This is a genomic window from Rhodococcus sp. OAS809 (genome assembly GCF_040546695.1).
GTDB lineage: Bacteria > Actinomycetota > Actinomycetes > Mycobacteriales > Mycobacteriaceae > Rhodococcus_F > Rhodococcus_F qingshengii.
In genome coordinates this window covers 3,973,080-3,999,858 of the sequence record NZ_JBEPOI010000002.1, presented here as the reverse complement: position 1 = coordinate 3,999,858, position 26,779 = coordinate 3,973,080, and the positions used below count along the sequence as shown (strand labels likewise).

General features: G+C 63.6%; 20 protein-coding genes. 13 read left to right on the top strand and 7 right to left on the bottom strand.

What is annotated here, in order from left to right; translation table 11 throughout:
• Positions 1 to 402 precede the first annotated feature (402 nt).
• The 3 genes from gltB (at position 403) to ABIE52_RS21685 (ending at position 7,526) form a co-directional block, all read left to right on the top strand.
• Positions 403 to 5,001: a glutamate synthase large subunit gene (gene gltB, locus ABIE52_RS21695; protein ID WP_151097437.1), complete on the top strand. Its 4,599-nt coding sequence runs from the start codon at positions 403 to 405 to the stop codon at positions 4,999 to 5,001.
• On the top strand, positions 4,994 to 6,445 hold the full coding sequence (locus ABIE52_RS21690) for a glutamate synthase subunit beta (protein WP_003943594.1): 1,452 nt from the start codon (positions 4,994 to 4,996) through the stop codon (positions 6,443 to 6,445). The genes gltB and ABIE52_RS21690 overlap by 8 nt, the downstream gene beginning before the upstream one ends.
• A 184-nt stretch (positions 6,446 to 6,629) precedes the next feature.
• Positions 6,630 to 7,526: a cutinase family protein gene (locus ABIE52_RS21685; protein ID WP_007735797.1), complete on the top strand. Its 897-nt coding sequence runs from the start codon at positions 6,630 to 6,632 to the stop codon at positions 7,524 to 7,526.
• Here ABIE52_RS21685 and ABIE52_RS21680 read toward each other — a convergent pair whose 3' ends face one another.
• On the bottom strand, positions 7,527 to 8,075 hold the full coding sequence (locus tag ABIE52_RS21680) for a DUF732 domain-containing protein (protein WP_192712813.1): 549 nt from the start codon (positions 8,073 to 8,075) through the stop codon (positions 7,527 to 7,529).
• A 213-nt stretch (positions 8,076 to 8,288) separates the two neighbouring features.
• Here ABIE52_RS21680 and ABIE52_RS21675 point away from each other — a divergent pair, with 213 nt between their 5' ends.
• The gene (locus ABIE52_RS21675) at positions 8,289 to 9,161 is read left to right on the top strand and encodes a hypothetical protein (RefSeq protein ID WP_192712814.1); all 873 of its coding nucleotides are present in this window, start codon (positions 8,289 to 8,291) and stop codon (positions 9,159 to 9,161) included.
• Between the two features lie 149 nt (positions 9,162 to 9,310).
• Complete coding sequence (locus ABIE52_RS21670) at positions 9,311 to 10,036, top strand: single stranded DNA-binding domain-containing protein (RefSeq protein WP_042453658.1); 726 nt, start codon at positions 9,311 to 9,313, stop codon at positions 10,034 to 10,036.
• 1 nt (position 10,037) lies between these two features.
• Here the strand turns inward: ABIE52_RS21670 and ABIE52_RS21665 are convergent, their stop codons facing one another.
• Positions 10,038 to 10,940 (bottom strand): SDR family NAD(P)-dependent oxidoreductase, encoded by a 903-nt coding sequence (locus tag ABIE52_RS21665; RefSeq protein ID WP_003943614.1) that lies wholly within the window; start codon positions 10,938 to 10,940, stop codon positions 10,038 to 10,040.
• A 71-nt stretch (positions 10,941 to 11,011) separates the two neighbouring features.
• Here ABIE52_RS21665 and ABIE52_RS21660 point away from each other — a divergent pair, with 71 nt between their 5' ends.
• A complete protein-coding gene (locus ABIE52_RS21660; RefSeq protein WP_003943546.1) occupies positions 11,012 to 11,302 on the top strand; it encodes a putative quinol monooxygenase in 291 nt (96 codons plus the stop codon).
• Positions 11,303 to 11,476: 174 nt separating this feature from the next.
• Positions 11,477 to 13,096, top strand: a complete 1,620-nt coding sequence (locus ABIE52_RS21655) for an ABC transporter substrate-binding protein (protein ID WP_192712815.1) — start codon at positions 11,477 to 11,479, stop codon at positions 13,094 to 13,096.
• Positions 13,097 to 13,187: 91 nt separating this feature from the next.
• Here ABIE52_RS21655 and ABIE52_RS21650 read toward each other — a convergent pair whose 3' ends face one another.
• Both ABIE52_RS21650 and ABIE52_RS21645 read right to left on the bottom strand, forming a co-directional pair.
• Positions 13,188 to 15,500: a thiamine pyrophosphate-binding protein gene (locus ABIE52_RS21650; protein ID WP_192712816.1), complete on the bottom strand. Its 2,313-nt coding sequence runs from the start codon at positions 15,498 to 15,500 to the stop codon at positions 13,188 to 13,190.
• Positions 15,501 to 15,792: 292 nt separating this feature from the next.
• Positions 15,793 to 16,113 (bottom strand): UBP-type zinc finger domain-containing protein, encoded by a 321-nt coding sequence (locus tag ABIE52_RS21645; RefSeq protein ID WP_003943615.1) that lies wholly within the window; start codon positions 16,111 to 16,113, stop codon positions 15,793 to 15,795.
• A gap of 26 nt (positions 16,114 to 16,139) precedes the next feature.
• Between ABIE52_RS21645 and ABIE52_RS21640 the strand changes: the two genes are divergently transcribed.
• From ABIE52_RS21640 to ABIE52_RS21615, 6 genes are all read left to right on the top strand, one after another.
• Entirely contained in the window at positions 16,140 to 17,735 is a 1,596-nt protein-coding gene (locus ABIE52_RS21640; protein WP_030536674.1) for a Na+/H+ antiporter, read from the top strand.
• Positions 17,736 to 17,917: 182 nt separating this feature from the next.
• Positions 17,918 to 19,537 (top strand): ABC transporter substrate-binding protein, encoded by a 1,620-nt coding sequence (locus ABIE52_RS21635; RefSeq protein WP_003943605.1) that lies wholly within the window; start codon positions 17,918 to 17,920, stop codon positions 19,535 to 19,537.
• A 127-nt stretch (positions 19,538 to 19,664) separates the two neighbouring features.
• Entirely contained in the window at positions 19,665 to 20,621 is a 957-nt protein-coding gene (locus ABIE52_RS21630; protein ID WP_003943571.1) for an ABC transporter permease, read from the top strand.
• Complete coding sequence (locus ABIE52_RS21625) at positions 20,614 to 21,708, top strand: ABC transporter permease (RefSeq protein ID WP_007735813.1); 1,095 nt, start codon at positions 20,614 to 20,616, stop codon at positions 21,706 to 21,708. Before ABIE52_RS21630 ends, ABIE52_RS21625 begins: the two co-directional genes overlap by 8 nt.
• Positions 21,705 to 22,802, top strand: a complete 1,098-nt coding sequence (locus ABIE52_RS21620; RefSeq protein ID WP_021342346.1) for an ABC transporter ATP-binding protein — start codon at positions 21,705 to 21,707, stop codon at positions 22,800 to 22,802. Before ABIE52_RS21625 ends, ABIE52_RS21620 begins: the two co-directional genes overlap by 4 nt.
• Positions 22,802 to 23,791: an ABC transporter ATP-binding protein gene (locus ABIE52_RS21615; protein ID WP_007735815.1), complete on the top strand. Its 990-nt coding sequence runs from the start codon at positions 22,802 to 22,804 to the stop codon at positions 23,789 to 23,791. Before ABIE52_RS21620 ends, ABIE52_RS21615 begins: the two co-directional genes overlap by 1 nt.
• Here ABIE52_RS21615 and ABIE52_RS21610 read toward each other — a convergent pair whose 3' ends face one another.
• The 3 genes from ABIE52_RS21610 to ABIE52_RS21600 all read right to left on the bottom strand — a co-directional run bounded on the left by ABIE52_RS21610 (position 23,792) and on the right by ABIE52_RS21600 (position 26,775).
• Positions 23,792 to 24,391 carry a histidine phosphatase family protein gene (locus ABIE52_RS21610; RefSeq protein ID WP_003943544.1) on the bottom strand — a complete coding sequence of 200 codons (600 nt, stop codon included), beginning with the start codon at positions 24,389 to 24,391 and terminating at the stop codon, positions 23,792 to 23,794. It abuts the gene before it with no gap.
• 5 nt (positions 24,392 to 24,396) lie between these two features.
• Positions 24,397 to 25,806 (bottom strand): GGDEF domain-containing protein, encoded by a 1,410-nt coding sequence (locus ABIE52_RS21605; protein ID WP_003943555.1) that lies wholly within the window; start codon positions 25,804 to 25,806, stop codon positions 24,397 to 24,399.
• 78 nt (positions 25,807 to 25,884) lie between these two features.
• Positions 25,885 to 26,775 carry an alpha/beta fold hydrolase gene (locus ABIE52_RS21600; RefSeq protein ID WP_082239123.1) on the bottom strand — a complete coding sequence of 297 codons (891 nt, stop codon included), beginning with the start codon at positions 26,773 to 26,775 and terminating at the stop codon, positions 25,885 to 25,887.
• Between the last annotated feature and the right edge of the window lie 4 nt (positions 26,776 to 26,779).

Sequence of the window (26,779 nt, the reverse complement as noted above, 5' to 3'; positions counted from 1 at the left end):
GCCAGTTGTTGCATTCATCGCCCATCGCGCCTGTTTCCTGCGGATTCGGTATCCTGTGAATCGGAACTTCTCTGCACAGACGCAGCTCCGAAATCTGTCGAGGGGCCTTCTGGCTCCCTGCATCGCCGCAGTTCAGAGCAATTATAGGGCTACCTTAGTTGCGCCCGTGCCGGGGTTCTGAATTATCGTTTTCGTTACACGGTTGACTCACAAAAGTTTCAACCGACCGAAGACTCACGTCGCCGGGTGCCAGAACGCACACCATCGCGTCTGCGCAGGGCGGCTACTTCGGTGGTACCGAACACATCGTCGTGTCGGTGCTTTGAAGGACTTGCATTGCAAGTTGATGGCCATCAGCGCTGCTGGTCGTCGGTGCATCTTTATGGCATACGAAGGCTGGGTATGAAGCAACTTCCAGGCCCCCAGGGCCTCTATCACCCGTCCAATGAGCACGACTCCTGTGGAGTCGCATTTGTTGTCGACATGCATGGTCGCCGCAGCAGGGACATCGTCGAAAAGGCGATCACCGCTCTGGTCAACCTCGAGCATCGCGGCGCTGCCGGATCAGAACCCAACACGGGTGACGGTGCGGGCATTCTGCTGCAGGTTCCCGACAAGTTCTTCCGAGCTGTCGTGGACTTCGCGCTGCCCGCCGAAGGCGCGTACGCAACCGGTATCGCATTCCTCCCGCAGGGCGACGCCGATGCACACGAGGCTGCTGCTGCAGTCGAGAAGATCGTCGTCGAAGAGGGCCTGAAGGTTCTCGGCTGGCGCGAGGTCGGAACCGACGACTCCTCGCTGGGCGCACTGGCGCGCGACGCGATGCCGACGTTCCGTCAGATCTTCATCGGCTCCGAGGGTGACAAGTACACCGGCATGGATCTCGAGCGTCGTGCATACGTGGTGCGTAAGCGCACCGAGCACGAACTCGGCTCCGAAGGCGCCGGCAAGGGTGGCCCGGGTAGCGAGACCGTGTACTTCCCCAGCCTGTCCGGCCAGACGTTCGTCTACAAGGGCATGCTCACCACCCCGCAGCTCAAGGGTTTCTACCTCGACCTGCAGGACGATCGTGTCGAGAGCGCACTGGGCCTGGTCCACTCGCGCTTCTCCACCAACACGTTCCCGTCGTGGCCGCTGGCGCACCCGTTCCGCCGGGTCGCTCACAACGGTGAAATCAACACCGTCACCGGCAACGAGAACTGGATGCGCGCTCGCGAGTCCCTGATCGACAGTGACGTCTTCGGCGGCCGCGAGAACCTGGAGAAGATCTTCCCGATCTGCACCCAGGGCGCCAGTGACACCGCTCGTTTCGACGAGGTGCTCGAGATGCTGCACCTCGCCGGCCGCAGCCTGCCGCACGCAGTTCTCATGATGATCCCGGAAGCCTGGGAGAAGCACGAGAGCATGGACCCCGCTCGTCGGGCGTTCTACGAGTACCACTCGGCACTCATGGAGCCCTGGGACGGACCGGCGTCGGTGTGCTTCACCGACGGCACCGTCATCGGCGCCGTGCTGGACCGCAACGGTCTGCGTCCGTCGCGTCTGTGGATCACCGAAGACGGCCTCGTCGTCATGGCGTCGGAGGTCGGCGTTCTGCCGATCGATCCGTCCACCGTGGTCCGCAAGGTCCGCCTCCAGCCCGGCCGCATGTTCCTCGTGGACACCGCGCAGGGCCGGGTCATCAGCGACGAGGAACTGAAGAACGAACTCGCTGCCGAGCACCCGTACCAGCAGTGGATCGACGAAGGTCTGATCCACATGGACGACCTGCCGGACCGTCCGTACACGTACATGTCGCACGAGCGCGTCGTGCTGCGTCAGCAGCTCTTCGGTTTCACCAACGAAGAAGTCAACCTGCTGGTCAAGCCGATGGCTCTCTCCGGTGCCGAGGCACTGGGCTCGATGGGTACCGACACTCCGATCGCCGTGCTCTCGTCACGTCCCCGGATGCTGTTCGACTACTTCTCGCAGCTCTTCGCTCAGGTCACCAACCCGCCTCTCGACGCGATCCGTGAAGAGGTCGTCACCAGCCTCGGCGCGACCATCGGCCCCGAGGGCGACCTGCTGCACCCGAATGCGGACTCCTGCAAGCAGATTGCGCTCCCGCAGCCGATCCTGCACAACGACGACCTGTCGAAGCTCGTTCACGTCAACGACGACGGCGAATTCCCGGGCTTCCGCAGCGTCGTGATCCGTGGCCTGTACCCCGTCAAGGAAGGCGGCGACGGTATCCGTCGTGCGCTCGAGGGCATCAAGTACCAGGTCTCGCAGGCAATCGAGGGTGGCGCGCGCATCGTCGTGCTCTCGGACCGTGAGTCCACCGAGGACTACGCACCGATCCCGTCGCTGCTCCTCACCTCGGCTGTGCACCACCACCTGGTTCGTGAGAAGTCGCGCACCAAGGTCGGCCTCATCGTCGAGGCCGGCGACGCCCGCGAGGTGCACCACATGGCGCTCCTCATCGGCTTCGGTGCCGCAGCGGTCAACCCGTACATGGCTTTCGAGACCATCGACGAGTTCCTGCAGAACGGCGAGCTCGAGGGTCTGACCCTCGAGAAAGGCATCGCGAACTACATCAAGGCAGCCGGCAAGGGTGTCCTGAAGGTGATGTCCAAGATGGGCATCTCGACGCTCGCGTCGTACACCGGTGCTCAGCTGTTCCAGGTCATCGGCCTCTCACAGGAGCTGACGGACGAGTACTTCACCGGTCTGCAGTCGCAGCTCGGTGGCATCGGCCTCGACCAGATCGCAGCCGACGTCCAGGCACGTCACGCCGTCGCATACCTCGATCGCCCCGAAGAGCGCGCTCACCGCGAGCTCGAGGTCGGCGGCGAGTACCAGTGGCGTCGTGAAGGCGAGTACCACCTGTTCAACCCGGACACGGTCTTCAAGCTCCAGCACGCAACTCGCACAGGTCAGTACGAGGTGTTCAAGGAGTACACGACCATGGTCAACGACCAGTCGGAGCGCCTTGCCGCTCTGCGTGGTCTGTTCGACTTCAACATCGGCAAGCGGCCGTCGATCTCGATCGACGAGGTCGAGCCGGCCAGCGAGATCGTCAAGCGTTTCTCGACGGGTGCGATGAGCTACGGCTCCATCTCCGCCGAGGCTCACGAGACTCTCGCCATCGCGATGAACCGTCTGGGCGCCCGCTCCAATTCCGGTGAGGGCGGCGAACATCCGTCGCGCTTCACGCCGGACGAGAACGGCGATCTGCGTCGCAGTGCCATCAAGCAGGTCGCGTCGGGACGCTTCGGTGTCACCTCGCACTACCTGAGCAACTGCACCGACATCCAGATCAAGATGGCGCAGGGAGCCAAGCCCGGTGAGGGCGGCCAGCTTCCGGCTCACAAGGTGTACCCGTGGGTGGCCGAGGTTCGGCACTCCACGCCTGGCGTCGGCCTGATTTCGCCGCCGCCGCACCACGACATCTACTCGATCGAGGATCTCGCTCAGCTGATCCACGACCTGAAGAACGCCAACCCGCAGGCCCGCATCCACGTGAAGCTGGTCTCCGAGGTCGGCGTCGGAACGGTCGCGGCCGGTGTCTCCAAGGCACATGCCGACGTCGTTCTGATCTCCGGTCACGACGGTGGCACCGGTGCCACCCCGCTGACCTCCGTCAAGCACGCGGGCGCACCGTGGGAACTCGGCCTCGCCGAGACCCAGCAGACGTTGCTGCTCAACGGTCTCCGTGACCGCATCGTCGTGCAGGTCGACGGCCAGCTCAAGACGGGTCGCGACGTCGTCGTCGCTGCCCTGCTCGGCGGCGAGGAGTTCGGTTTCGCCACCGCACCGCTGGTTGTCTCGGGCTGCATCATGATGCGCGTCTGCCACCTCGACACCTGCCCCGTCGGTGTCGCGACGCAGAACCCGTTGCTGCGTCAGCGTTTCAGTGGCAAGCCGGAATTCGTCGAGAACTTCTTCATGTTCATCGCCGAAGAGGTTCGCGAGCTTCTCGCGGAACTCGGTTTCCGCACGCTGCTCGAAGCCGTCGGCCAGGTCGACATGCTGGACACCACGCGCGCTCTCGATCACTGGAAGGGAAGCAAGGCAGGCAATCTCGATCTGTCGCCGATCCTCACCCAGGTCGAGTCCGCGTTCATGGACCAGGACGTCCACTGCACCGGCACGCAGGATCACGGTCTCGACAAGGCACTCGATCAGCAGTTGATCGTCTCGGCCCGCAACGCACTCGACAAGGGTGAGGCGGTCTCCTTCGAGTCCGCGATCACCAACGTCAACCGCACGGTCGGCACCATGCTCGGCCACGAGGTCACCAAGGCGTTCGGTGGAGAGGGCTTGCCCGAGGGCACCATCGACATCACGTTCACCGGTTCCGCCGGTAACAGCTTCGGTGCTTTCGTGCCCAGCGGTATGACCCTGCGCCTGCACGGCGACGCCAACGACTTCGTCGGCAAGGGCCTTTCGGGTGGACGCATCGTCGTACGCCCGCCGCTCGATGCAGCGGAAGGCTTTGTCGCCGAGGACAACATCATCGGTGGCAACGTCATCCTGTTCGGCGCCACCAGCGGCGAGGCTCTGCTTCGCGGTGTCGTCGGCGAACGCTTCGCAGTCCGTAACTCCGGCGCCACTGCCGTCGTCGAGGGTGTGGGCGATCATGGTTGCGAGTACATGACGGGTGGAAAGGTGGTCATCCTCGGAGCCACCGGACGTAACTTCGGCGCCGGCATGTCCGGTGGCGTCGCGTACATCTACAACCCCGACAAGGCATTCGAGAAGAACCTCAACACCGAACTGGTGGACCTCGAGGATCTTTCGGGCGACGACTTCACCTGGTTGAAGGGCGCCATCGAACGTCATCGCGACGAAACCGGCTCCGAGGTTGCAACGCGCATCCTCGCTGACTGGTCGCAGCAGGTGGGTCACTTCGCAAAGGTGATGCCCCGCGACTACAAGAAGGTTCTTTTGGCCATCGCGGCCGCAGAGAAGGATGGCAAGAACGTGGACGAGGCAGTTATGGAGGCAGCTCGTGGGTGATCCAAGCGGCTTCCTGAAGCACACGTCGCGCGAACTTCCGGTTCGCCGGCCGGTGCCGTTGCGCCTGCTCGACTGGAAAGAGGTCTACGAGGAGTTCCCGAAGGAAACCCTCAAGACCCAGGCCAGCCGTTGCATGGACTGCGGAATTCCTTTCTGCCACAACGGTTGCCCTCTCGGAAACTTGATTCCCGAGTGGAACGACCTGGTCTACAAGGACCACTGGCACGACGCCATCGAGCGTCTGCACGCGACCAACAACTTCCCGGAGTTCACCGGTCGTCTGTGCCCCGCACCCTGTGAGGCGTCCTGTGTCCTGGGCATCAACCAGGATCCGGTCACCATCAAGCAGGTCGAGGTCGAGATCATCGACAAGGCCTTCGACGAAGGGTGGGTCAAGCCGGTTCGCGCCGCGCACGCCACCAACAAGAAGGTTGCGGTTGTCGGCAGTGGTCCGGCCGGTCTGGCTGCAGCGCAGCAGCTGACCCGCGCCGGTCACGCAGTGACGGTCTTCGAGCGGGCAGACCGCATCGGCGGCCTGCTGCGCTACGGCATCCCCGAGTTCAAGATGGAGAAGCGGCACATCGACCGCCGTCTCGAGCAGATGGAAGCCGAAGGCACCGTCTTCAAGACCAACGTCAATGTCGGCGTGGACATCACCGCGGACGAGCTGCGTGAGCAGTTCGACGCAGTGGTTCTGGCCGGCGGCGCCACGGCAGCTCGCGATCTTCCGATCCCGGGCCGCGAACTGGACGGCATCCACCAGGCGATGGAGTTCCTGCCGATCGCCAACCGCGTGCAGTTGGGTGACCTCGACGCTCCCACCATCACCGCTGAGGGCAAGAAGGTTGTCATCATCGGCGGCGGCGACACCGGAGCGGACTGCCTCGGCACCTCGCACCGTCAGGGTGCGGCCAGCGTCCACCAGTTCGAGATCATGCCGCGTCCGCCGGAGACTCGCGCCGAGCAGACTCCGTGGCCGACGTACCCGCTCATGTTCCGCGTGGCTTCGGCTCACGAGGAGGGCGGCGAGCGTCTGTTCTCCGTCAACACCGAGAACTTCGTCGGTGAAAACGGCAAGGTCACCGGACTCAAGGCTCACGAGGTCGAGATGAAGTCGGGTCGCTTCGAGAAGGTCGAGGGCTCGGACTTCGAGCTCGAAGCCGATCTCGTGCTCCTGGCAATGGGCTTCGTCGGTCCCGAGAAGCCGGGTCTGCTCACCGATCTCGGTGTCGACTTGAACGAGCGTGGCAACGTCGCCCGCACGTCGAAGTGGAACACCAACGTCGACGGCGTGTTCGTGGCCGGCGACATGGGCCGCGGCCAGTCCCTGATCGTCTGGGCCATCGCCGAGGGACGTTCCGCAGCAGCCGCTGTGGACACCTACCTCGAGGGTGTCACGGCCCTTCCGTCACCGATCCACCCGACAGCGGCTCCGCAGCGCTAGAGGCTCTTACTAAGCCGCACCCCACCGCATTCGGTGGGGTGCGGCTTTGTTTCTGCAAGTAATTCGCGCGATCTGTAACAAACCTTCATCGATCGTGCATCGGACAGACACAACGCCCAGACAGTATGATTCCTGAGCATCGATAGTGGTGTATGGGTTGCATCAGTTGAATCAGGGGAGTTTCATGCGTGCGAGGCGTCTCGTTGCGGTGTTGTCGGCACTTGCTGCGGCAGTAGTGGTACCGGTTGTCAGTGCTCCCGTGGCGTCGGCTGATCCCTGCCCCAGCCTGTACGTCGTGGCCATCCCGGGAACGTGGGAGCCCTCGGGCACCAGGCCCGGCGCCGGCATGCTCGCTCCGGTGACCAACGGGCTTCCGGGCTCCGTTCGCACCGATTACGTCACCTACTCGGCGACGGCCTTCCCGTGGGAGTCCAACGTCTACGCCAAGTCGAAGCAGCAGGCTGTCGACAATGCCCGCGGCATGATCGGCGCTATGGCCGCCTCGTGCGGTGACACTCGCTTCGCCATCGTCGGGTACAGCCAGGGCGCCGACGCGGCAGGCGATCTCGCAGCCGAGATCGGAACCGGCATCGGCGTGGTCCCCCCGACTCGCGTCGAGGGCGTCGGCTTGCTGTCAGATCCCCGTCGTTCCGAGTCCGACGTCCTGATCGGCCCCGCTGTCGGCGGTAACGGTGCCAGCGGCCCTCGCATCGGTGGATTCGGTTGGCTGTCAGGCAAAACGGTGACGCTCTGCGCAGTCGGTGACCTGTACTGCTCGACGCCGAAGGACGATTTCGTGATGCGTCTGGCCGGATTCATGGCTCAGGCGTCCGATCCCACTCCGGCCAGTGCGCTCGCGCTGCGCGACGAGGCCGCCGTGATCGTCAATGATCTGATCACCGCAGGCGGTCTCCCCGCTTTGATGGCCCAGCTCGATCCGGGCGCGAACTCGCGGCGCATCGATCAGTTGGTCGACTTCTACGGCTCGCAGGTCCACACCGACTACACGCGTTACGTCGTTGACGGCGCAGGCAATTCGGCTACATCCTGGCTGCACGGCTGGTTGGCCGGCAAGGCCTGATCAGCAGTACGTCTGCTCCGCCGTGTCGACGTAGATCTCGGCAACGCGCTGCGAGGACATCGGCGTGATCTGTGAGTACACCTCGCCGACGGAGTTGAACTCTGCCAGCACTTCGGACCGAGGCATACCGTCAGCGAGAGCCTTGCAGGTGCCGTCGGCGTAGAGGATCTCTGCGGAATCCATTCCGGCGGGCGGGATCCCGGCCAGACGCAGAGCGGCGATGTACCGCTGCCCCTTCTCGCCGGCGTTCGCGACGATCTCTTCCGGTGACCGGGCGTCGATCGGCGCATTGGCCGCTGGCGCTACCGGTAGCGACACCGGCGGGGGCGTCGATTCGACGACGCTCGGCGCGGCTTCCGCAGGTGCGGCGAGCGGGCTGGTCGGCAGCTCGGAAAGCGTACTGGGGGCAGTCGAACTCGACGTTGCCGCCACTGTGGTACTGGTGGCCGCAGAAGTGGATTCCGATGCGTCGCTGTCGGACTGGCTGCTGCAGCCGCTGAGGAGTAGGCCCGCTGCCGCGACGCAGAGGACCAGTCTGTTCGTGTTCATCACCCGTGAGTGTTACACACCGTACCGCTTATTTTGTCCGTTTTAAGGAAACTCCCTTTTGCCCTGTTTTTAAGTCGAAGTCCTGTGATATACATCTGTTCAGTTGTTACTTGTGAGTAGGAGCACACCGCAAAGACCTTGTCGGCGGCGGTCGAAACACAAGCAATGACTGCGAGTTTCGTCCCCCATCACATAAACGGCAGGGAGAAATCAGTGCAGAAATCTCACAAGAACGGCAACAGACGTCTCGGCACGCGCGTGGCCGTCATTGCAGGTACCGCAGGTGCGGTCCTCGCGTTCGCGGCGCCGATGGCCTCGGCTCAGGATCCGGTCGACAATTCGATACCCGGTGCCGCAGTGTGTCCGGCTACTGCAGAATCCTGTGTGTCGGTTGTGGTTCAGAGCGGAACCTTCGACAACAACGGCTTCAACCTCCCGATCGGAAGAGGCGACATGATCATCGCCGCCGAGGCCGGCTCCGGTGAAGGTGAGTCCACCGTTCTTCTCCCGCGCGACGACGGACACAACGGTGTCTACTCCAAGCCGTTGACCGTTCCGGGTGGAGTCCTGGGAATCGATCTTCCGTTCGGCAATCTCTTCGGCCTGGCCGCAGTCACCGCCGAAGTGGAGGCAACGGCTGCGCCGACCCTCAACGGAATCATCACCGACATGGATCTGAGCATCCCGGTGCGGATGAAGATCAACAACGCGTTCCTCGGTGACAACTGCTACCTGGGCTCCGCGGCTGCGCCGGTGAATCTTCGTCTCGCGCCTGACCCGTCGGTGGTACCGACCTACACGGTGCTCCCGGACAATGCACTGAAGGTGAGCCCGGTCGGGAACCAGGCCACCGGCTTCGCGCTGCCCGCCGCCAGTGGTTGCGGACCGTTCGGAGTGCTGAACCCGATCGTCAACTGGCGAGCAAAGGTACCGGCCACGTCGGGAACCTCGCTCAGCACGATCTCCGACGCCTACCTGTACCCGGGCGGCCTCACCGGTAGCGATCCTCTCGACGATCTCGGTGGCGGAACAGGATCCAGCGGTTCCAGTGGCTCGAGCGGTTCGTCCGGAAGCTCCGGTTCCTGAAAACTCGGATGCCTTGAAGCAGCGGTGGTGACGGAATGTCACCACCGCTGCGGCGTCCGACCTGTAATAACCTGTGCCTCAGGGTGGGCGAAGGCGGACTCCATCAGGAGGACCTGCGCGGCCACGAAATCACAGGGGAGTCCTCAAACATGTTTCGAGACAGCGTTCTTGCGAGTCCGGTCCTGCGCCGGGGTGTGACAGCACTGGCAGTTGCGGCCGCGGCCACGATGTTTGTCGGTACTGCGGCAACGGCGGAGCCGGCGGCAGTCGTCGGTGAGGTGTCCGCGGACTCCATCGCGGCAGCCCGTGCGCAGGCCATCGGAACGACGGTCACCGTCGTGGGAACCGCGACTACGCCGTCGGGAGTCTTCGAATCCAGCTTCTACGACAAGGGCTTTGGTCTCCAGAGCGGAAATTCGGGCATCTACATCAGCGATCCGAACAACTCCGGGATTGCTCTCGGCGATCAGGTTCAGGTCACCGGAGTCCTCGCGGATCAGGAAGGCCTGCTCGTCGTCCGCCCGACTGCCGTCGAGGTAATCGGCACGACCTCCCAGATCAGCCCGGCGCGACTGCCCCTCAATGCAATCGGTGAGGGTAGCGAAGGTCGTCTCGTGACGGTGTCCGGAATCGTGAGCGGACCCGTCGTCGACGATCTGCCGTACGGTCACAAGATCCTGGTCTCGGGCGCCGAGGGAAACACCGTCATCTTCGTCAACACACAGACCGGAATCGACCTCGATGCCGTCGCCGTCGGACGCCCGATCACCGTCACCGGTTTCAGTGGCCAGTACGCCAGCACCTACGAGGTTCTTCCCCGCTCGGAAGCCGATGTGCAGCAGGGTTTCACGGGCAGCCTGAGTTTCGGAAGCTGACCTAGATCTCGAACCGAGCTCCGACGCGCATCGACCCGGGAGACAACCGGCTGATCGTGCGTCCGAGCTTGGCTTCGACGGTCACGGGCACGACGGCCTTGTTCGTGCGAACTGCTTTCACGATGGCACTGGCCACTCGATCAGGAGTGAAGTTCCGCTTGCGGTAGAAGTTGTCGACCTTGGTTTGATTTTCGAGTTGTTCCTCGGCGGTGGTCCCGGCAAATTCGGTGGTTTTGAGGATGTTCGTGTGAACGAGGCCAGGGCAGATGGTGCTGACGCCGATGCCGTGTGGAAGCAGTTCTGCCCGTAAGCAATCCGAGAGCATGAATACCGCTGCTTTGCTTGTCGAATACGCGGTGAGCGCCTTCTGTGGCGTGTACGCGGCGGCCGAGGACAGGTTGACGACGTGCCCACCTGTTCCCCGGTCGATCATCATCGGGGTAAAGGCCCGGCAGCCGTAGACAACTCCCCAGAAGTTGATGTCCATGACGCGCTCGAACTGGCGCTGCTCGGTGTCGGCGAACGTTCCCGAGAACCCGATTCCGGCGTTGTTGACGACGATGTCCGGTACGCCGTGATGTGCCGCGACCGTCTCCGCGAACCGAATCACGGCCTGTTCGTCGGACACGTCCACCTGATAGGCGTGGGCACCGCCACCGAACACTGCTTCGGCGCCGCCCGCTTGCGAAGGGATGTTTACAAGTGCCGCAGTGTCCTGCGCGCTTTCGAGATTGATGTCGGAGACCACGACGATAGCTCCCTGGGCGGCGAAGGCGAGGGCCGTTTCACGCCCGATGCCGCTGCCCGCACCGGTGATCACCACCAGCGTGCCGGTGAGATCGCGCAGTCGACGCTGCAACTTCGTTCCGCGTCGCCAGCCGGTGACGTCCTTGAGTAGCCCCATTGGTTGCCCTTTTCGTGTGTACGTTTGTGGCGTGTGTCTCTAGCTGACTTCCCCTCTGCGAAAGGTATCCGATGAGCGAGCTTCGTGTAGTTGCAACCATCCCGGCCAAGTCCGGTTCCGAGGACGACGTCCGATCGGCTCTGACAACTCTCGCGGAGGCGAGTCGGTCCGAGGACGGCTGTGTGTCGTACGAGTTGTTCGAGTCAGCGGCTGCGCCCGGCACGTTCGTCACGATCGAAACTTGGCGCGGGCAGGAGGAGTTGGACGCTCACATGCAGTCCCCGCATCTGCAGGCCGCGCTGGCCGCCGCCGGACCACTTCTCGACGGCGCTCCGGCGATTCATCCGTTGAAAGGCGCCTGAATCAGAATGAATTCCTGACCTTCGCTAAGGGTCTGACCTGCGAATGTCGCTCGAAAACTGACCAATCGTCGCGCTCCATTCCACTGAGCGGGACCTGCGACTAATACCTGTGCCTTAAGTCACAAACTGTCTCGACAATGCTTCACATCACAGTTTCTGACCTGGAGGTTTTGAATGAGTCGCAGTTCTCGGCGCGGTCACCGCAAGGTTGCCGCCGTCGCGCTGGCAGTCTCCGCCGGCCTGTTCGTCTCGTCGTGCGCTGACAGCGGGAACGGGGGTGGGAGCGGCGACGCACCGGACTCCGGTTCGGGATTGTCCATCGGCCCGGTCAACGAGCAGTCCGGCGAGGGCGATCCGGTCAAGGGCGGCACCCTCACGTTCAGCGGGTACTCCGCCGTCACCAATCTCGATCCGGCGAAGACTCAGATCGCCGGTTCGGTCGCCGGTTCGGAGTTGGGCGCGATCTACGACACGCTCCTGCGGTACGACCCGGCGTCCAAGGAATTCGTTCCGAAGCTCGCAGAGTTGATGGAGCCGAGTTCCGACTTCAAGACGTGGACCCTCGAACTGCGTGACGGTGTGAAGTTCAGCGACGGGACGCCGGTGGATTCGGCGGCCGTCTCGGCGAGCCTCAATCGCTACGTCACCAACAAGGGACCGCAGTCGAGTCTGTACGCGTCGAAGGTCGCGTCGGTAGACACTCCGGATCCGTCGACGGTCGTCTTCAATCTCGTCGACCCGTGGACCGGTATCGAGTCACTGCTCTCGACGGGCCCCGGCATGATCGTCGCGCCGAGCGCCCAGCAAGGTGATCAGTTCACCCCGATCGGCGCGGGTGCCTTCACCCTCGAGAAGTTCGCTCCCAACGAGGAATTGATCCTCGACGCTCGGGAGGACTACTTCGACGGTGCCCCGAACGTGGACAAGCTGCGGTTGATCAGCATCGTCGGTTCGCAGTCCACCACCGAATCGCTCAAGAGCGGCGGCACGGACGTCGCGTACATGCGGTCGCTACCGAACGTGCTGGATCTGATCGACTCCGGCTACCCGGGCTTCGTCGACATTCCGTCGCTGTCGTACCTGTCGCTGGTGAACACGGCACCCGGTCGTCCCGGTGCCGACGTGCGCATCCGTCAGGCATTGGCGCTCGCAACCGATCCCGTCGCACTCGACAACCGACTCAACGAGGGCAAGGGTCTGCCCGGGCAGGTCATCTTCCAGGACACCTCTCGCTGGCACAACGACGTCGCTCCGATCGGCGTCGACACCGCAAAGGCGAAGCAGCTTCTCGACGAGGCCAAGGCTGACGGTTACGACGGCAAGATCACATACCTGACGCTGCAGGAGAATTCGGCGCAGGCGATGGCTCTCGCACTGCAGTCGATGGCCAACGCCGTCGGATTCGATTTCCAGATCGAGTACGTCAACTCGGTTGCCGACGTCGTCAAGCGTTTGTACGCCGACCGCGACTTCGACATGGCAACAGGTTCCGCCAGCCTCGCGGAAGCCGATCCTTTCGAGCGTCTGTACTCCAATCTCAAGTCGGGTGGACGGAACAACGCCACGAGCTTCTCCGACCCCGAGATGGATACGCTGCTCGATCAATTGGGTGTCGCGACGTCGACCGACTCGAAGATCGAGGTGCTCGCCAAGATCCAGGAGCGCGCCAACGAGGTTGTGCCGTGGCAGGTTTACGGCAACACCCCGTGGCTCGGTGTGTGGGGACAGAACGTCCACGGCATTCAGCAGAGCCTGGACGGAATCATGTTCTTCGACAAGGCCTGGAAGAACTGAAGGCTTCTGAAGAACTGAAGAACTTAAGAACTGACTGGACCCGAGAAGCGTCCCTGCGGGGACGCTTCTCGGCATCAGAGAGTGTGATCGATCAAGAAGTGAGATCGAGGGCGGCGCGGACGATGCTGTCGGAGTCGAGGCCGTGGTACCGGTAGACGTCCTCGAGCGAACCGACCTGACCGAACCGGCTCACTCCGAGCGCAGCACCCGGAACGTTGTTGATTCCCGTCAGGAACGCGAGGGTGTGCGGGTGCCCGTCGAGAACGGTGACCATCGGCGCGGACCGGCTGCTCGGAAAGACCTGATCCAGGATCCACGACGGACCGTCCGCGAGACCGCGCCGCGATTGGAGCGCTTCGAAGAGCAAGCCGGGGCTGGTCACGCACACGACGTCGGCGGAAATACCTTGCTCGCCCAGTCTTTCGGCTGCGACCAGTGTTTCGGTGACGGTGGCACCCATGCCGACCAGGGTGACGGCCGGATCAGGGTTGTGCCGCAGTGTGTATGCCCCGGCCACCACCTGACGTCGACGGCGTTCTCGCGCAGCCGGATCGGTCGGTACCGCGGCCAGGGCCTGATCGACCGGACGGGTCGACAGGCGCAGATACGACGAGCTGCCGTCCGGGCGACCGAGGCGTCCGATGCTGTCGAGGAGCGTCCACTCCACGTCGACGGCGAATGCCGGTTCGAAACTGGTGCAACCCGGCTGTTCCAGTCCGATGGACGGGGTCTTGATCGACTGGTGCGCACCACCTTCGGCGGCCATGGTGACGCCCGACGGAGTGCCGACCATGATCGACTGCCCTCCGGCGTAGATGCCGTACGACCACGGTTCGAGAGCCCGCTCGATGAAGGGGTCGTACATCACCCCGATGGGGAAGAGTGGCTGGCCCCAACGACTCCAGGTTGCACCGAGTTCGCCCATCAGTCCGACCAGGTTGGTCTCGGCGATGCCGAGTTCCATGTGCTGACCGGTGGGCTTCTCACGCCAGTGCATGATCGTTTCGGCGTCGTCGGCAAACCAGTTGTGCCGCTCGTCGGGGGACCACACGCCGACCTTGTTCAGCCAGCCTGCGAGGTTGGTGGTGGAACTGACGTCCGGGCTCAGTGTGACAACACGTTTCGCGGCGTCCGGCGCTTCGCGGCTCAGGTCGAGTAGTACCCGGCCCAGAGCTGCCTGAGTGGTGGACGTGCCGGAGGGCGTACGGCCGATGTCTTTCGGAACTGCCGGGGGCACCAGATGCTCCACCTTCGGGCGAGTCAGGCGCCCAGCGGTTTCGGCGCAGATGCGGCCGGACGGGCTGTCGGTCTCGAACCGTTCCCAGGGCTTCGACGGATCCATGCCGAGTTCCGACGCCAGGTGCTCGAACTGCTCGGTGGTGAGCAGCGACGAGTGGTTCTGCGGATGACCCTGCGTCGGCAGGCCCCGACCCTTGATCGTGTACGCGATGATCACGGTGGGACGGGTGTCGTCGATCTGTGCGTACGCCTCTCGCAGAGCGTCGAGGTCGTGGCCACCGAGATTGCGGATGGCCTCGAGCACCGTGGCGTCGTCGAGGTCGTCGATCAGCGCCGTGATCGCGTCGGCGTCCGCCGCGTCGCCGGGCAGTCTCAGACGTACCTCGTCGGCCGTGCATCGCAGCAGACGCTGATACTCCGGATTCGGCATGTCCAGGATTCGTTCGCGCAACGCGGTGCCGCCCGGCCGGGTGAACAGTGATTCCAGCAGCGCACCGAACTTCACGGTGATGACCTGCCAACCGGCACCCGAGAACATGCGCTCCAGGCGGGTTGCCGCGATGTTCGGCACCACCCGGTCGAGTGATTGGCGGTTGAGGTCGACTATCCACACGATCTCACCCAGTTCGGCAACCGAATGATCGAGAACTGCTTCCCACACAGCGCCCTCGTCGAGTTCGGCGTCACCGACCAGGGAGTACTGACGCCCGGTTCCGGCGCCGCCGAGGGAGGCGTCGACGTATCGGCGAGCGATGGCGCCCCAGATGGGAGCCGTCGCGCCGATGCCCACCGAACCGGTCGAATAATCCACCGGATCAGGATCTTTCGATCGACTCGGGTAGCTCTGCAGGCCCCCGAATTCGCGCAGAGTCGTCAGGTAGGACTCGTCGAGTTCACCGAGCAGATAATTGATGCCGTGGAGCACCGGCGCCGCATGCGGCTTGACGGAAACCCGGTCGCCGGAACGAAGTTGGCCGAACCACAGCGACGTCATGATCGAGACCATCGACGCGCACGAGGCCTGATGGCCGCCGACCTTGAGCCCGCTGGGATTCGGACGGACACGGTTGGCGTGATGGATCATCGCGGTCGACAACCACAGAACGCGCTTCTCGATCTCCGCCAGTGACTCGGGAGCGTTCTGGTCGATGTTGGGGCTGTTCACGGCCGGTCCTGCCTTCAGTAGTGGACATCGATCACCGCACCGCCTGTACCCCAGATCGTGGGGCCGACGATGTGGTTGTGATGTTTGGCAGGACTTCCTGAGGCCGAACCGTTCGGTGCGGCAAAGTCCAGCCGCACCTGTCGATCTGTTGTGCAGATTCTGCGTCAAAGTCCATCATCGGCATACAGATTGGGCAATAGCTACCCGGTGGATTGAGCAATGTGCGCAACACCGAGGGCTGTGCGCCGTGACAGGTGGGCACTATGCGCAGTGCACCGCCAGTCGCGCGCGGTCAGTCCATCAGGTCGTGGACGTAGCACCAGCGCCAGGATTCGCCGGGCTCGTGTGAGCGCATGACCGGGTGCCCGGTTTCGCGGTAGTGGTTGGTGGCGTGCTGATGAGGGCTGGAATCGCAGCATCCGACGTGGCCGCAGGACAGGCACATGCGCAGGTGAGACCAGTTATCCTCACCCAACTCGGCGCACTCCTGGCAGACGCCGGGCGTCAGCGCCGCCGGGTCTGTTTCGGGCGCATTGGTTAGTTCCTCGCAACCGGTGGGAGCGGGTGCGGGCTGCTGTGTGCGAGCTGCTGCTCGCTTCAGGATTTTCTTCATCGCCTTCCATACTGCATGCTGCCAGGGTGAACGGCATATTACTGGGGGTTGTAGTAGCGGCGTTGCTGGTGGCGGCGGTCGCGCGAAGGTTCGGGCTGTCTTCGCCGCTGATCCTCGTCCTGGTCGGTTTGATCGCCTGTCAGATACCGGGTGTTCCGGAATTGGAACTCGATCCAGACCTCGTCCTGTTCGTCGTGTTGCCTCCACTTCTGTACTCGGCAGCACTGGACAGTTCATACCTGGCTTTGCGCTCGAATCTGCGTCCGATCGGATTTCTCGCGGTGGGGCTTCCCCTGGCGACGACGGCTGCGGTGGGCTTTGTCGCCTACCTGATCGTGCCGGAGTTCTCGATAGCGGCTGCTCTGGTTCTCGGCGCCATCGTGGCGCCGCCGGACGCGGTGTCCGCGAGCGCAATCGGACGCAAGCTCGGCCTGCCGCGCCGAATCATGACCCTGCTGGGCGGGGAGAGCCTGCTCAACGACGCCACCGCTCTGACGGCGTACAAGGTCGCTCTCGCGGCTGCCGTCGGTACGGGTGCGACGCTGATCGGCGGCTTCGAGACTTTCCTCGTCGCGGCGGTCGGTGGAACGGTGATCGGCCTCGCGGTGGGGTTCGTCATCTCGAAGGTTCGCGGCAAGCTCCAGGATCCGGTGATGGAGAGCGGAATCGGATTGGTGGTGCCGTTCTTCACCTACCTCGCTGCGGAAGAGGTCCACGCGTCGGGCGTCATCGCGGTCGTCGTAGCCGGATTGTTCCTCGGCCAGCGCTCCACCCGCGCGAGTTATGCGACGCGTTTGCAGGACACGGCAGTGTGGAGGGCCGTCGACCTGATCCTGGAGTCGTTCGTCTTCCTGTTGATCGGTCTCCAATTGCCCAGTGTCGTCAACGGATTGCAGGGGTACAGCACTTCGATCGTCGTCTGGGCGTCGGTTGCGGTTCTCGTGACCGTCGTGGTGGTGCGGATCGCCTGGGTGTTCCCGTTCACGTACGTACCGCGCTGGCTGTCGCCGCGTATTCGAGCGAGGGAGCCGGAGATTTCGGCGCGGGCGGTGTTCGTCGTGTCGTGGGCCGGTATGCGAGGGGTCGTGTCGCTGGCAGCTGCCTTCGCCATTCCGCTGACGGTCAACAGTGGGGAGGACTTCCCGGGGCGGTCGCTGATCCTCTTCCTGACGTTTGTCGTCGTGGTCGGCACGCTGTTGCTGCACGGCCTGACGTTGCCGTGGGTGATCCGTGTCCTCGGCGTGCAGGGGGACGAAGAGCAGTCCGACGCCCGCGCCGAGGCGGCAGCCCAGGACAAGGCTGCACGGGCCGCTGCGGCGCGGCTGGACGAATTGGTCGGAGCCGACGCCGACGACGTCCCTCAGGTCCGCAATCGTGCCGCGGACATCTTGCGAAGCTGGAACACCCACCGCGCGAACTCGGCGTGGGAGCGACTGGGACGCAGCGACGAGGATCTGGGGGAGAGCCCGTCGAACGCCTTCCGCTCGCTGCGCCTCGAGATGATCGATGCCGAGCGAGGCGTCTTCATCGCCGAACGCGATGCCGGCCGGATCGACGACGAGGTCCTCCGGAAGGTACTTCGCGAGCTCGATCTCGAGGAAGCGACGCTCGACCGGGACTAGACCGGCTGGTCTGCTGTCCACGAAGGTAACCGCTGGCCAGGGTCGGTTTACCTGACTGTTGAGGCCTGCAACTTAACCGATTCCACTGAGCGAGACTCGATCCAATTTTCTGTGCCTCCCATCACAGACTGTTTCGTGTTCAACATCACGTCACGGTCTTACCCCGCCTTGGAGGCATTCGAATGAGTCGTAGTTCCCGCCGCGGAAGTCGCAGATTGGCTGCGGCTGCGCTGGCGATCACCGCAAGTATGTTCCTGGCGTCGTGCGCCGACAACGGCTCGAGCAATGGCGGCGGCGAATCCGCTGATTCCGGTTCCTCGCTGAAGATCGGCATGGTCAACGAGCAGGCCGATCCCGGCACTCCCACCAAGGGCGGCACGCTGACGTTCAGCGGTTACTCGGCGGTCACGACTCTCGATCCCGCGAAGGCTCAGGTTGCCGGCGCCACCGGTGGCAGCGAGCTCAGCGCCATCTACGACGTGCTCATGCGTTACGACCCGATCGGGCAGAAGTTCGAGCCCAAGCTCGCTCAGTCGCTCGAAGCGAGTTCGGACAGCAAGACCTGGACGCTGAAGCTCCGCGACGGTGTGAAGTTCAGCGATGGCACAGCTCTCGACTCGAAGGCCGTCGCCGACAGCATCAACCGCTACGTCACCAACAAGGGACCTCAGTCGAGCCTGTGGGCTTCCAAGGTTGCCTCGATCGACACCCCCGACGCGACGACCGTAGTCTTCAACCTCGTTGATCCGTGGACAGGCATCCAGTCGATGCTCGCCACCGGACCCGGCATGATCGTCGCCCCGAGCGCCCAGCAGGGTGACCAGTTCACCCCGATCGGCGCCGGCGCCTTCACCCTCGAGAAGTTCGCTCCCAACGAGGAACTGCTGTTGGCTGCTCGCCCCGACTACTACGACGGCGCACCGAACATCGACAAGCTCAAGCTGATCAGCATCGTCGGCGCTCAGCCCACCGCCGAAGCACTCAAGACGGGCGGCATCGACGCCGCGTACATGCGTACGCTCACCCCGATCCTGGATCTGATCGAGTCGGGTTACCCCGGCTTCGTCGACATCCCGTCGCTCGGTTACATCGCCAACGTGAACATGGCCCCGGGCCGCCCGGGCTCGGATGTCCGTGTCCGCCAGGCGATGGCGCTGGCCGTCGATCCGGAGACGCTCAACACCCGCGTCAACAACGGCAAGGGACTGCCCGGCCAGGAGATCTTCCAGGACACCTCGCGCTGGCACAACGACGTCGCACCGATCGGCGTCGATCCCGCCAAGGCGAAGGAACTGCTCGATCAGGCCAAGGCCGACGGCTACGACGGAAAGATCACCTTCCTCTCCATCCAGGAACCGTCCGCACAGGCGACGGCTCTGGCCATCCAGGCGATGCTCAACGCAGTCGGCTTCGACGCTCAGATCGAATACGTCACCGGTGCAGGTGATCTGGTCAAGCGGATGTACGCCGATCACGACTACGACATGAGCACCGCAGCACTGAGCCTCGCCGAGGCCGATCCCTACGAGCGTCTGTACACGGGCATCAAGTCCGGTGGCCGTAACAACGCGACCGGCTACTCCGACGCCGAAATGGATGCTCTCCTGGACAAGTTGGGCGTCGCAACCACCGACGAGGACAAGAAGGCAGTCCTGGCCCAGATCCAGGAACGCGCCAACGAGACCGTCCCGTGGCAGGTGTGGGGCAACGTCGCCGCACTCGACGTGTGGAACCAGAACGTTCACGGACTCGAGCAGAGCCTCGACGGAATCGTGCTCTTCGACGGAGCTTGGAAGTCCTAGAGAGCCTGAAGTTCACAGCCGGCCCCGCGCCCGTATTGCAGCGGATCGGGGCCGGCTGCGAACGAAGAAATGAAATCAGAGGAACTGCTGTGTATTGCGAGCTCGCTGTCCGAAGGAGACGAAATCGATGAACATCGGCGCAATAGGTAAGAAATTGGGCCAGCTCGTCATTGTGATCCTGATCGTCAGCTTCGGAACCTTCGTGCTGGCATCACTGATCCCCGGCGATCCCGCTGTCTCCGTTCTCGGTGAAGGCCGAACGCCTGCCGAGTACGAGGAAGTTCGGCAGCAGCTCGGACTCAACGATCCACTCCTGGTTCGCTATTGGGACTGGCTGACCAGCGCTCTCCAGGGCGACCTCGGCAACTCGCTCGTTCCCCCGCAGCAGGACGTCCTCACCGCGATCAGTTCCGCTCTCCCCGTCAGCGTTCAGTTGGCAGTGATGGGTCTGGTCATCGCACTCGTCGTCGCAGTTCCGCTCGCACTCTGGTCGGCGCACCACGAAGGCGGCGTCATCGACCGCGTCATCAGCGCCGCGACGTTCGGTGTTCTTTCCGTCCCGAGCTTCCTCGCCGGTCTGTTGCTGATCATGGTCACCGTCAACTGGCTCGGCTGGTTCCCGCGATCACAGTGGGTGCGCATCGGCGACAGCCTCTCCGGAAACCTCTCACACGCAATACTTCCCGCGATCACCATCAGCCTCCTCGAGATGGCGATGTTCACTCGCGTTCTCCGATCCGACCTGGTGACGACGCTCCGTGAGGATTACATCCTCGCGTCGAAGGCCAAGGGAATGCCCACGCTGCGAGTGCTTTTCAGCGACGCGCTCCGCCCGTCGTCGTTCTCGCTCATCACGATGATGGGTCTGGCTCTCGGCGGCATGATCGGCAGCACCGTGATCGTCGAGACGCTGTTCTCACTGCCCGGAATGGGCACGCTCATCGTCCGCGCAGCGCAGCAGGGTGATTCGCCGATGCTGCTGGGCGCGGTGGTCGTGATCGCGGTCATCTACGTCCTCGTCAACAGTGCGATCGATGTTCTGTACACCTATCTTGACCCGAGGAGTCGTCGTGTCCATGTCTGAAGTGACGCCAGACGGAGCGGCCCCGTCGCCGGCCCCGTCCGAGGTGATGACATACCGGCAGCAGACAGTCCTGCTGGCTCCCGGTCCCGTCGAGACGCTGGAACAGCCCAAGAATCTGGTCCTGATCGGATCGATTCTCACAGTGGTCGGCGTTGCGCTGCTCGGCACCGCACTCTTCGGTTCAGCGATCATGATGACCGTCCGCATCGTGCTCGCGCTCGTTGCCCTGGTTTTCCTCTTCAAGGGTCTCGGCAAACTCGGTACGTCCAAGTGGGGCAGTCAGTTCGATCTCTCGTACTGGTTGGCGTGCATCTGGCTGGTCGCGCTGATCCTGGCCGCGATCTTCGCGCCGCTGCTGCCACTCGGTGAGTACAAGGACACGGTCAAGACCTTGGCCGAGCCGGGCTTCGCATCGCCGAGCCTGCTCTCCGATCATCCGTTGGGTACCAACAACTTCGGTCTCGACCTGCTTGCCCGCGCCCTGTTCGGTGCTCGCGCTTCATTGACCGTGGCCATCTGCGCCGTGCTGATCGGCATGATCATCGGTGGCACCATCGGCGTCATGGCCGGCTATTTCCGTGGCAAGGTCGACGCCGTGGTCGGAATCCTGACCAACTCGCTGCTGGCCATTCCTTCTCTGGTGCTGCTCATCGCACTGGCCGCGGTGCTCACGTCGAACCTGCGCAACATCACCCTCGCACTGTCGATTCTCTGCATTCCCAGCATGGTTCGAATCGCCAGGGCAAACACCATCGTCGTCGCCCAACGGGAGTTCGTGCTTGCCGCGAGAGCCATGGGCGCCACCAAATGGCGCGTCATCTGGCGCGAGCTGGTTCCCAACGTCCTCGTTCCCGTCGCCGCGCTCGGCCTGGTGGCCGTCTCCGGCCTGATCGTCGCGGAAGCATCACTGAGCTTCCTCGGACTCGGTATCGCACAACCTGATCCGACCTGGGGCAACATGATTGCGGAAGGTCAGGGCGGGATCGTGGAGAAGCATCCGTTCATCGTCCTGGTACCAGGCGTCTTCCTCTTCCTGACGGTGTTCTCCTTCAACCTCATCGGCGAGAAGTATCGGAGTAAGCTGTGACCACTTCAGCTCAGCACGGCGTTCCGCTGCTGCAGGCGGACAACATCAGAACCGTATTCGCCACTCCCCGTGGCCAGTTGCGAGCAGTCGACGGTGTCTCGATCCACGTCTCCGCCGGCGAAACTCTCGGCATCGTGGGTGAATCCGGTTCCGGCAAGTCGGTTCTCGGGCGCACCATCATGGGACTGCTCCAGAAGGGTCCGGCTCTCGACATCAGCGGGACGGTGACGTTTGCCGGACGCGACATGTCGACGATGAAGAAGTCGGAGATGAAGCACTTCTGGGGACCCGAGATCGCCATGGTCTTCCAGGATCCGATGACCTCGCTCAATCCGTTCAAGCGCATCGGTACCCACATCACCGAATCCTTGAAGTTCCACCTGGGTCTGAAGAAGGACGCGGCCCGCGATCGCGCAGCGGAACTCCTGTCGATGGTGGGTATCCCCGAGCCCAAGCGTCGGCTCGACCAGTATCCCCATGAACTTTCGGGCGGTATGCGACAGCGCGTGGTCATCGCGATGGCCCTGGCCTGCGAGCCGAAACTGCTGATCGCGGACGAGCCGACCACCGCTCTCGACGTGACGGTGCAGAAGCAGATTCTCGATCTGCTCGCCTCACTCAACGACAAGCTCAACATGGCCGTCATTCTGATCAGCCACGACCTCGGTGTGGTCTCGGGTCGATCGGACCGTGTTGCGGTCATGTACGCCGGTTCCGTCGTGGAAACGTCGGCGACCGAAGAGTTGTTCACTCGTCCTCGCCACCCGTACACCGAAGCGCTGATGGCCGCGATTCCGCGACTCGAGTCACCGACGCACACAGTGCTGCAGACAATTCCGGGCGGTCTCCCGGACATGACGAAGCCGATCACCGGCTGCCGCTTCGCCGCCCGCTGCCGTTACGCCCAGGACGACTGCCTGACCGGCGACCCGGCCCTGGCTCCCGGCGGACCGGGGGACAACACAACCGAAAGCCACACGTTCGCGTGCCACTACCCGGTCGACACCCCCGAAGGCACAACGGCATTGGTCGCCAACGAGAAGGCCGGCACTACCGCAGCGGGCCTGACGCTCGCGGTGAAGGAGATGGTCTGATGACTGCATCGGTGGATACCAGAAAGCCTGAGACGGTGGACGCGGCCCTGACGGTCGAGGACTTGGTCGTCGAATTCAACGTCGGCAAGGGGCAGACGGTTCACGCCGTGTCCGGAATCAGCTTCACCGTCGCGCCGGGCGAAACCTTGGGCGTGGTCGGTGAATCCGGCTGTGGCAAGTCCACGGCGGGCCGGGCGATCATGCAGTTGCCCTCACCGACGTCGGGCTCGATCCGCCTCGGAGAGACGGAAATGACGGCACTGGGCGCGGAAGAATTGCGTCGCAGCCGCACTCAGTTGCAGATGATCTTTCAGGATCCCATCTCCTCCCTGAACCCCCGACGCAAGGTCAAAGCTCTCATCACCGAGGGTCCGTCGATCTGGGGCGGAAAAGACAAGGCCGCCATCGAAGCTCGGGCGCGCGAGGTTCTTGCCGAGGTCGGGCTGGACCCGGACATGGTGTGGGATCGAACCCCACGCGAACTCTCGGGTGGTCAGTGCCAGCGCGTGTGCATCGCCCGCGCATTGATGCTCGACCCCAAGGTCCTGATCTGTGACGAGCCGGTCTCGAGCCTCGACGTGTCCGTGCAGGCGCAGATTCTGAACCTGCTCGAGGACGCGAAGAAGCGTCACGGGCTGTCGCTGCTGTTCATTGCGCACAACATGGCCGTCGTGAAGAACATCAGTGACCGCGTGATGATCATGTACTTGGGCCGCGTCTGCGAAATCGTTCCCGCAGAAGACATGCAGAACCGCGCGCTGCACCCGTACACGCAGCTACTGCTGGCGTCGATTCCCGATCCCGACGCCACCGTCACCGCGGCGCAGAACGTCGAGCAGAAGGTCATCGAACTGCCCTCGCCGCTCAATCCGCCCAGTGGCTGCCGCTTCCGCACGCGGTGCCCGCTGGCTACTGATCTCTGCGCCGAGGAAGTTCCCGAGCTGCGTCTCGTCGAGGGCGGCCATCAGGTGGCGTGCCATCACGTGTGACTACACGCGAAGCATGTTGCGTACGTGACCGGTTTCGTTGATCGACCCGACCCTGCGGCTTCCGTTTCGCGACACGAGAATGCGCGTGACGGACACGTACTCGATCGGGAAGGTCAACGGGCGCTCCAGTCCGAGCAGTTCCTGCAGAACGATGTTGACGACGCCGCCGTGGCAGAAGATCGCCACGGTGGCGTCGTTGTCCGTTGCCGCGACTATCTCGTCGATCGCACCGAGGACTCGCGCACGAAAGGCGTCGCCGTCCACCGACTCGGGGAGCCAGCCGGCTTTGATTCGCGCATAGGTTTCCGGCGCCCGCTCCAGGACCTCGTGCATCGGGATGTAGTGCGGCTGCTCGTAGTCGTATTCCGCCAGACCCTCGCGCTGGGTGACCGGAAGGCCCAATATCTGCGCTACCGGGGCTGCGGTCTCGAGTGCGCGCTTTTGCGGGCTGCTGAAGAGTCCGGTGATCCGGTACGGCGCCAGTGCTGCGGGCAGCCGTAGTGCCTGGGCACGACCCTCGTCGGTCAGCGAGGGATCTGCGCGGCCTTCGGTGACCTCGGCCAGTTCGGGGAGAGCGTGTCGGATCAGGAGTAGTTGCACCTACGTCACCTTGCCATGTACAGATCGAACGCCACCACGAGGTTTCGGCCGTCGCGTTTTGCCTGGTACATCGCGTTGTCGGCGATATCGAGCAGAGTCTCCATGCCCGGCATCGCGCGATCGGCCCAGGCGACGCCGATACTGACCGTTCCCGCGAAACCGCGAATGGATCGCGCGTGGGCCTCTTGCGCCTCTCTGATGCGCTCCGCGAGCTGGATGGCTTCCTCGAAGGTGCAGTCGGCGGCGGCGACGGCAAATTCTTCACCACCCAGTCGGCCGGAGAGTCCCAGCCCTTCGGTAGCGGCGAGGAGGGTGTTTCCGAACTGTTCGAGGACCGAATCGCCGGTGAGGTGGCCGAGGTTGTCGTTGATCGATTTGAAGTGGTCGAGATCGAGCATCATGACGGCGATTGGTCGTTGCGCCGCGTGCTGGGCGTCGAGGAGTTCCTGCGATTGGGTCCAGAACGCGTGGCGACTCAGCGTTCCGGTGAGGGCGTCGCATTCGGCGATGCGTTGGAGTTCTCGCTCAGCGCGCCGCTGTGCGCCAGTGGCGACGGCTACGGCGATGGGGGAGAGTGCCATCAAGATGACGGAGATCCGGGTGGTCACCCCCTCACTGAGTAGGTGCACCGGATCTGCCAGTGCCAGACGTCCCTTACCCGCCATGACCAGTGCCCACGCGCTCCATCCGGCTGCCAGGAGCGAGGTGCTGAACAGTGAGACACGCATTGCGCACCACAGGAGCGCCGGCATCGGCAGCAGCAGCGCAAGGGCTCCCTGGACCTCCAGGGCGAGTGGCAGACAGGCCAGGAGAGCGGCCAGAGGTGCCAGGATCTGTGCGAGCCGCCTCAAGCGCAGACTCTGCCGCACGGACGGCCCGCAGGTTCTTCGAATGTGTTCGAGCGTCGGTGCCGACAGAACGATCGGCAGCACGATCAGATACGTACACAGATCGGCGAAGAACCACCCCACCAATTCCGTTGCCGCACCGCTTCCTTCGTGGAGTTGAGTACGTAGTGCGCTGGCGGACCCGGCCGTGAACGACGCCAGAACCGAGATGAGGAAGATTCTGGCCGTGTACTTCGTCTCGGAGATTCGCCGTGGAAAGCAGCCGAGCAAGTTCGCGGCGATCAATCCTGTCGTGACGCCGACCAGATTGATCGCATTCAGTTCGAAGGCCCTCTGCACGGGGCTTCCGGTCGCAAGATCCGCCGTCAGCAGCGCGGCGCCGCCGACAGCGAGTCCGATCGGCGCAAACGAGCGCGGGTTACGGAGGAGAATGCCCAGAAGGATCGCGTTGGCGGGCCAGAAGGTCGACAGAAAACCGGGCGGACGGGCGGCGATGCCCGCCAGGGCGACAACGAGGATCGCCACGAAAATCAGGCACGAGCGCACCCGACGTGTCGAACGGTCCATGGTCAGCCTGTCGTAGAAAGCAGAAGCTGTCCGAGACTAGCAATGATCCGGCTACTGTCCGAGTTGTAACTTTAAGTGTCATCCCCGACGGTTCGGCTGCGTGAGGCGCCGAATCAAGTTCGCCAACTCCTCGGGCTGATCGATCATCGCGTGGTGATGCGCCGGGCGCAGGACGTGAAAACTCCCGCCGAGGTAGGTGGCGAGTTTCTGCTGCTTTGCCATCCAGGCGATGGACCAGGGAGTGGTGTGGCCAGTGTGTGCAGCGACGACGCTGAGGTCGATGTCGGGCAGTGGATGCTTGCTCGAGCGTCGTAAAGCGGTGAGCTCCAGCGCCATATCGGTGTACGCGACGTATTCGATCATCGCCGCTTCCAGATAATGAGGCTCGCGGTAGATCTTCCGGACCCATTCGAGAGTGGCTTCGGACGACCCGCTCGGCGGCACGGACTGGTTGAGGATCTTGCGCGTCGTCGTACCGAGGAGTCGTTGGAGCCCGGTGGTGCTGAACGAAGCCGCGGCGGCTCGGGAGGCGATCAGCAGCAGGTCGCGGGGGAACAGACGTTTCGGCTCCTTCTCGGCACTGGAATCGAGGAGGAGCATCCCCGCCGCCCGGTCGGGGAACAGGCGCGCGAAGCCTTCGACGTAGAAGCCGGCGATGGAGTGGCCGACCACCACGGCCGGACCACTCAGTCCCAGAGTGTCGAGCACGTCGCGGATCCGCTCAGCTTCGCCGCGGACGGTCGGAACTTCGGAAGACGGCTCGCTGAGCCCGAAGCCCGGGCGATCGAAGCGGACGACGGTGTGGTCCGACTGAAGATGACGCGCGCAGTCATCCCAGTCGAACCAATTGCCCGCCAGCCCACCGCACAGGACGACGACGGGGCCGTCGCCCTCGGCAAGAACATGCAGTCGGCTCTCGCCGACCTGCAATATCTCGCCCGGTGGTTTCACGTGGAACAATTCCGGCACGCGA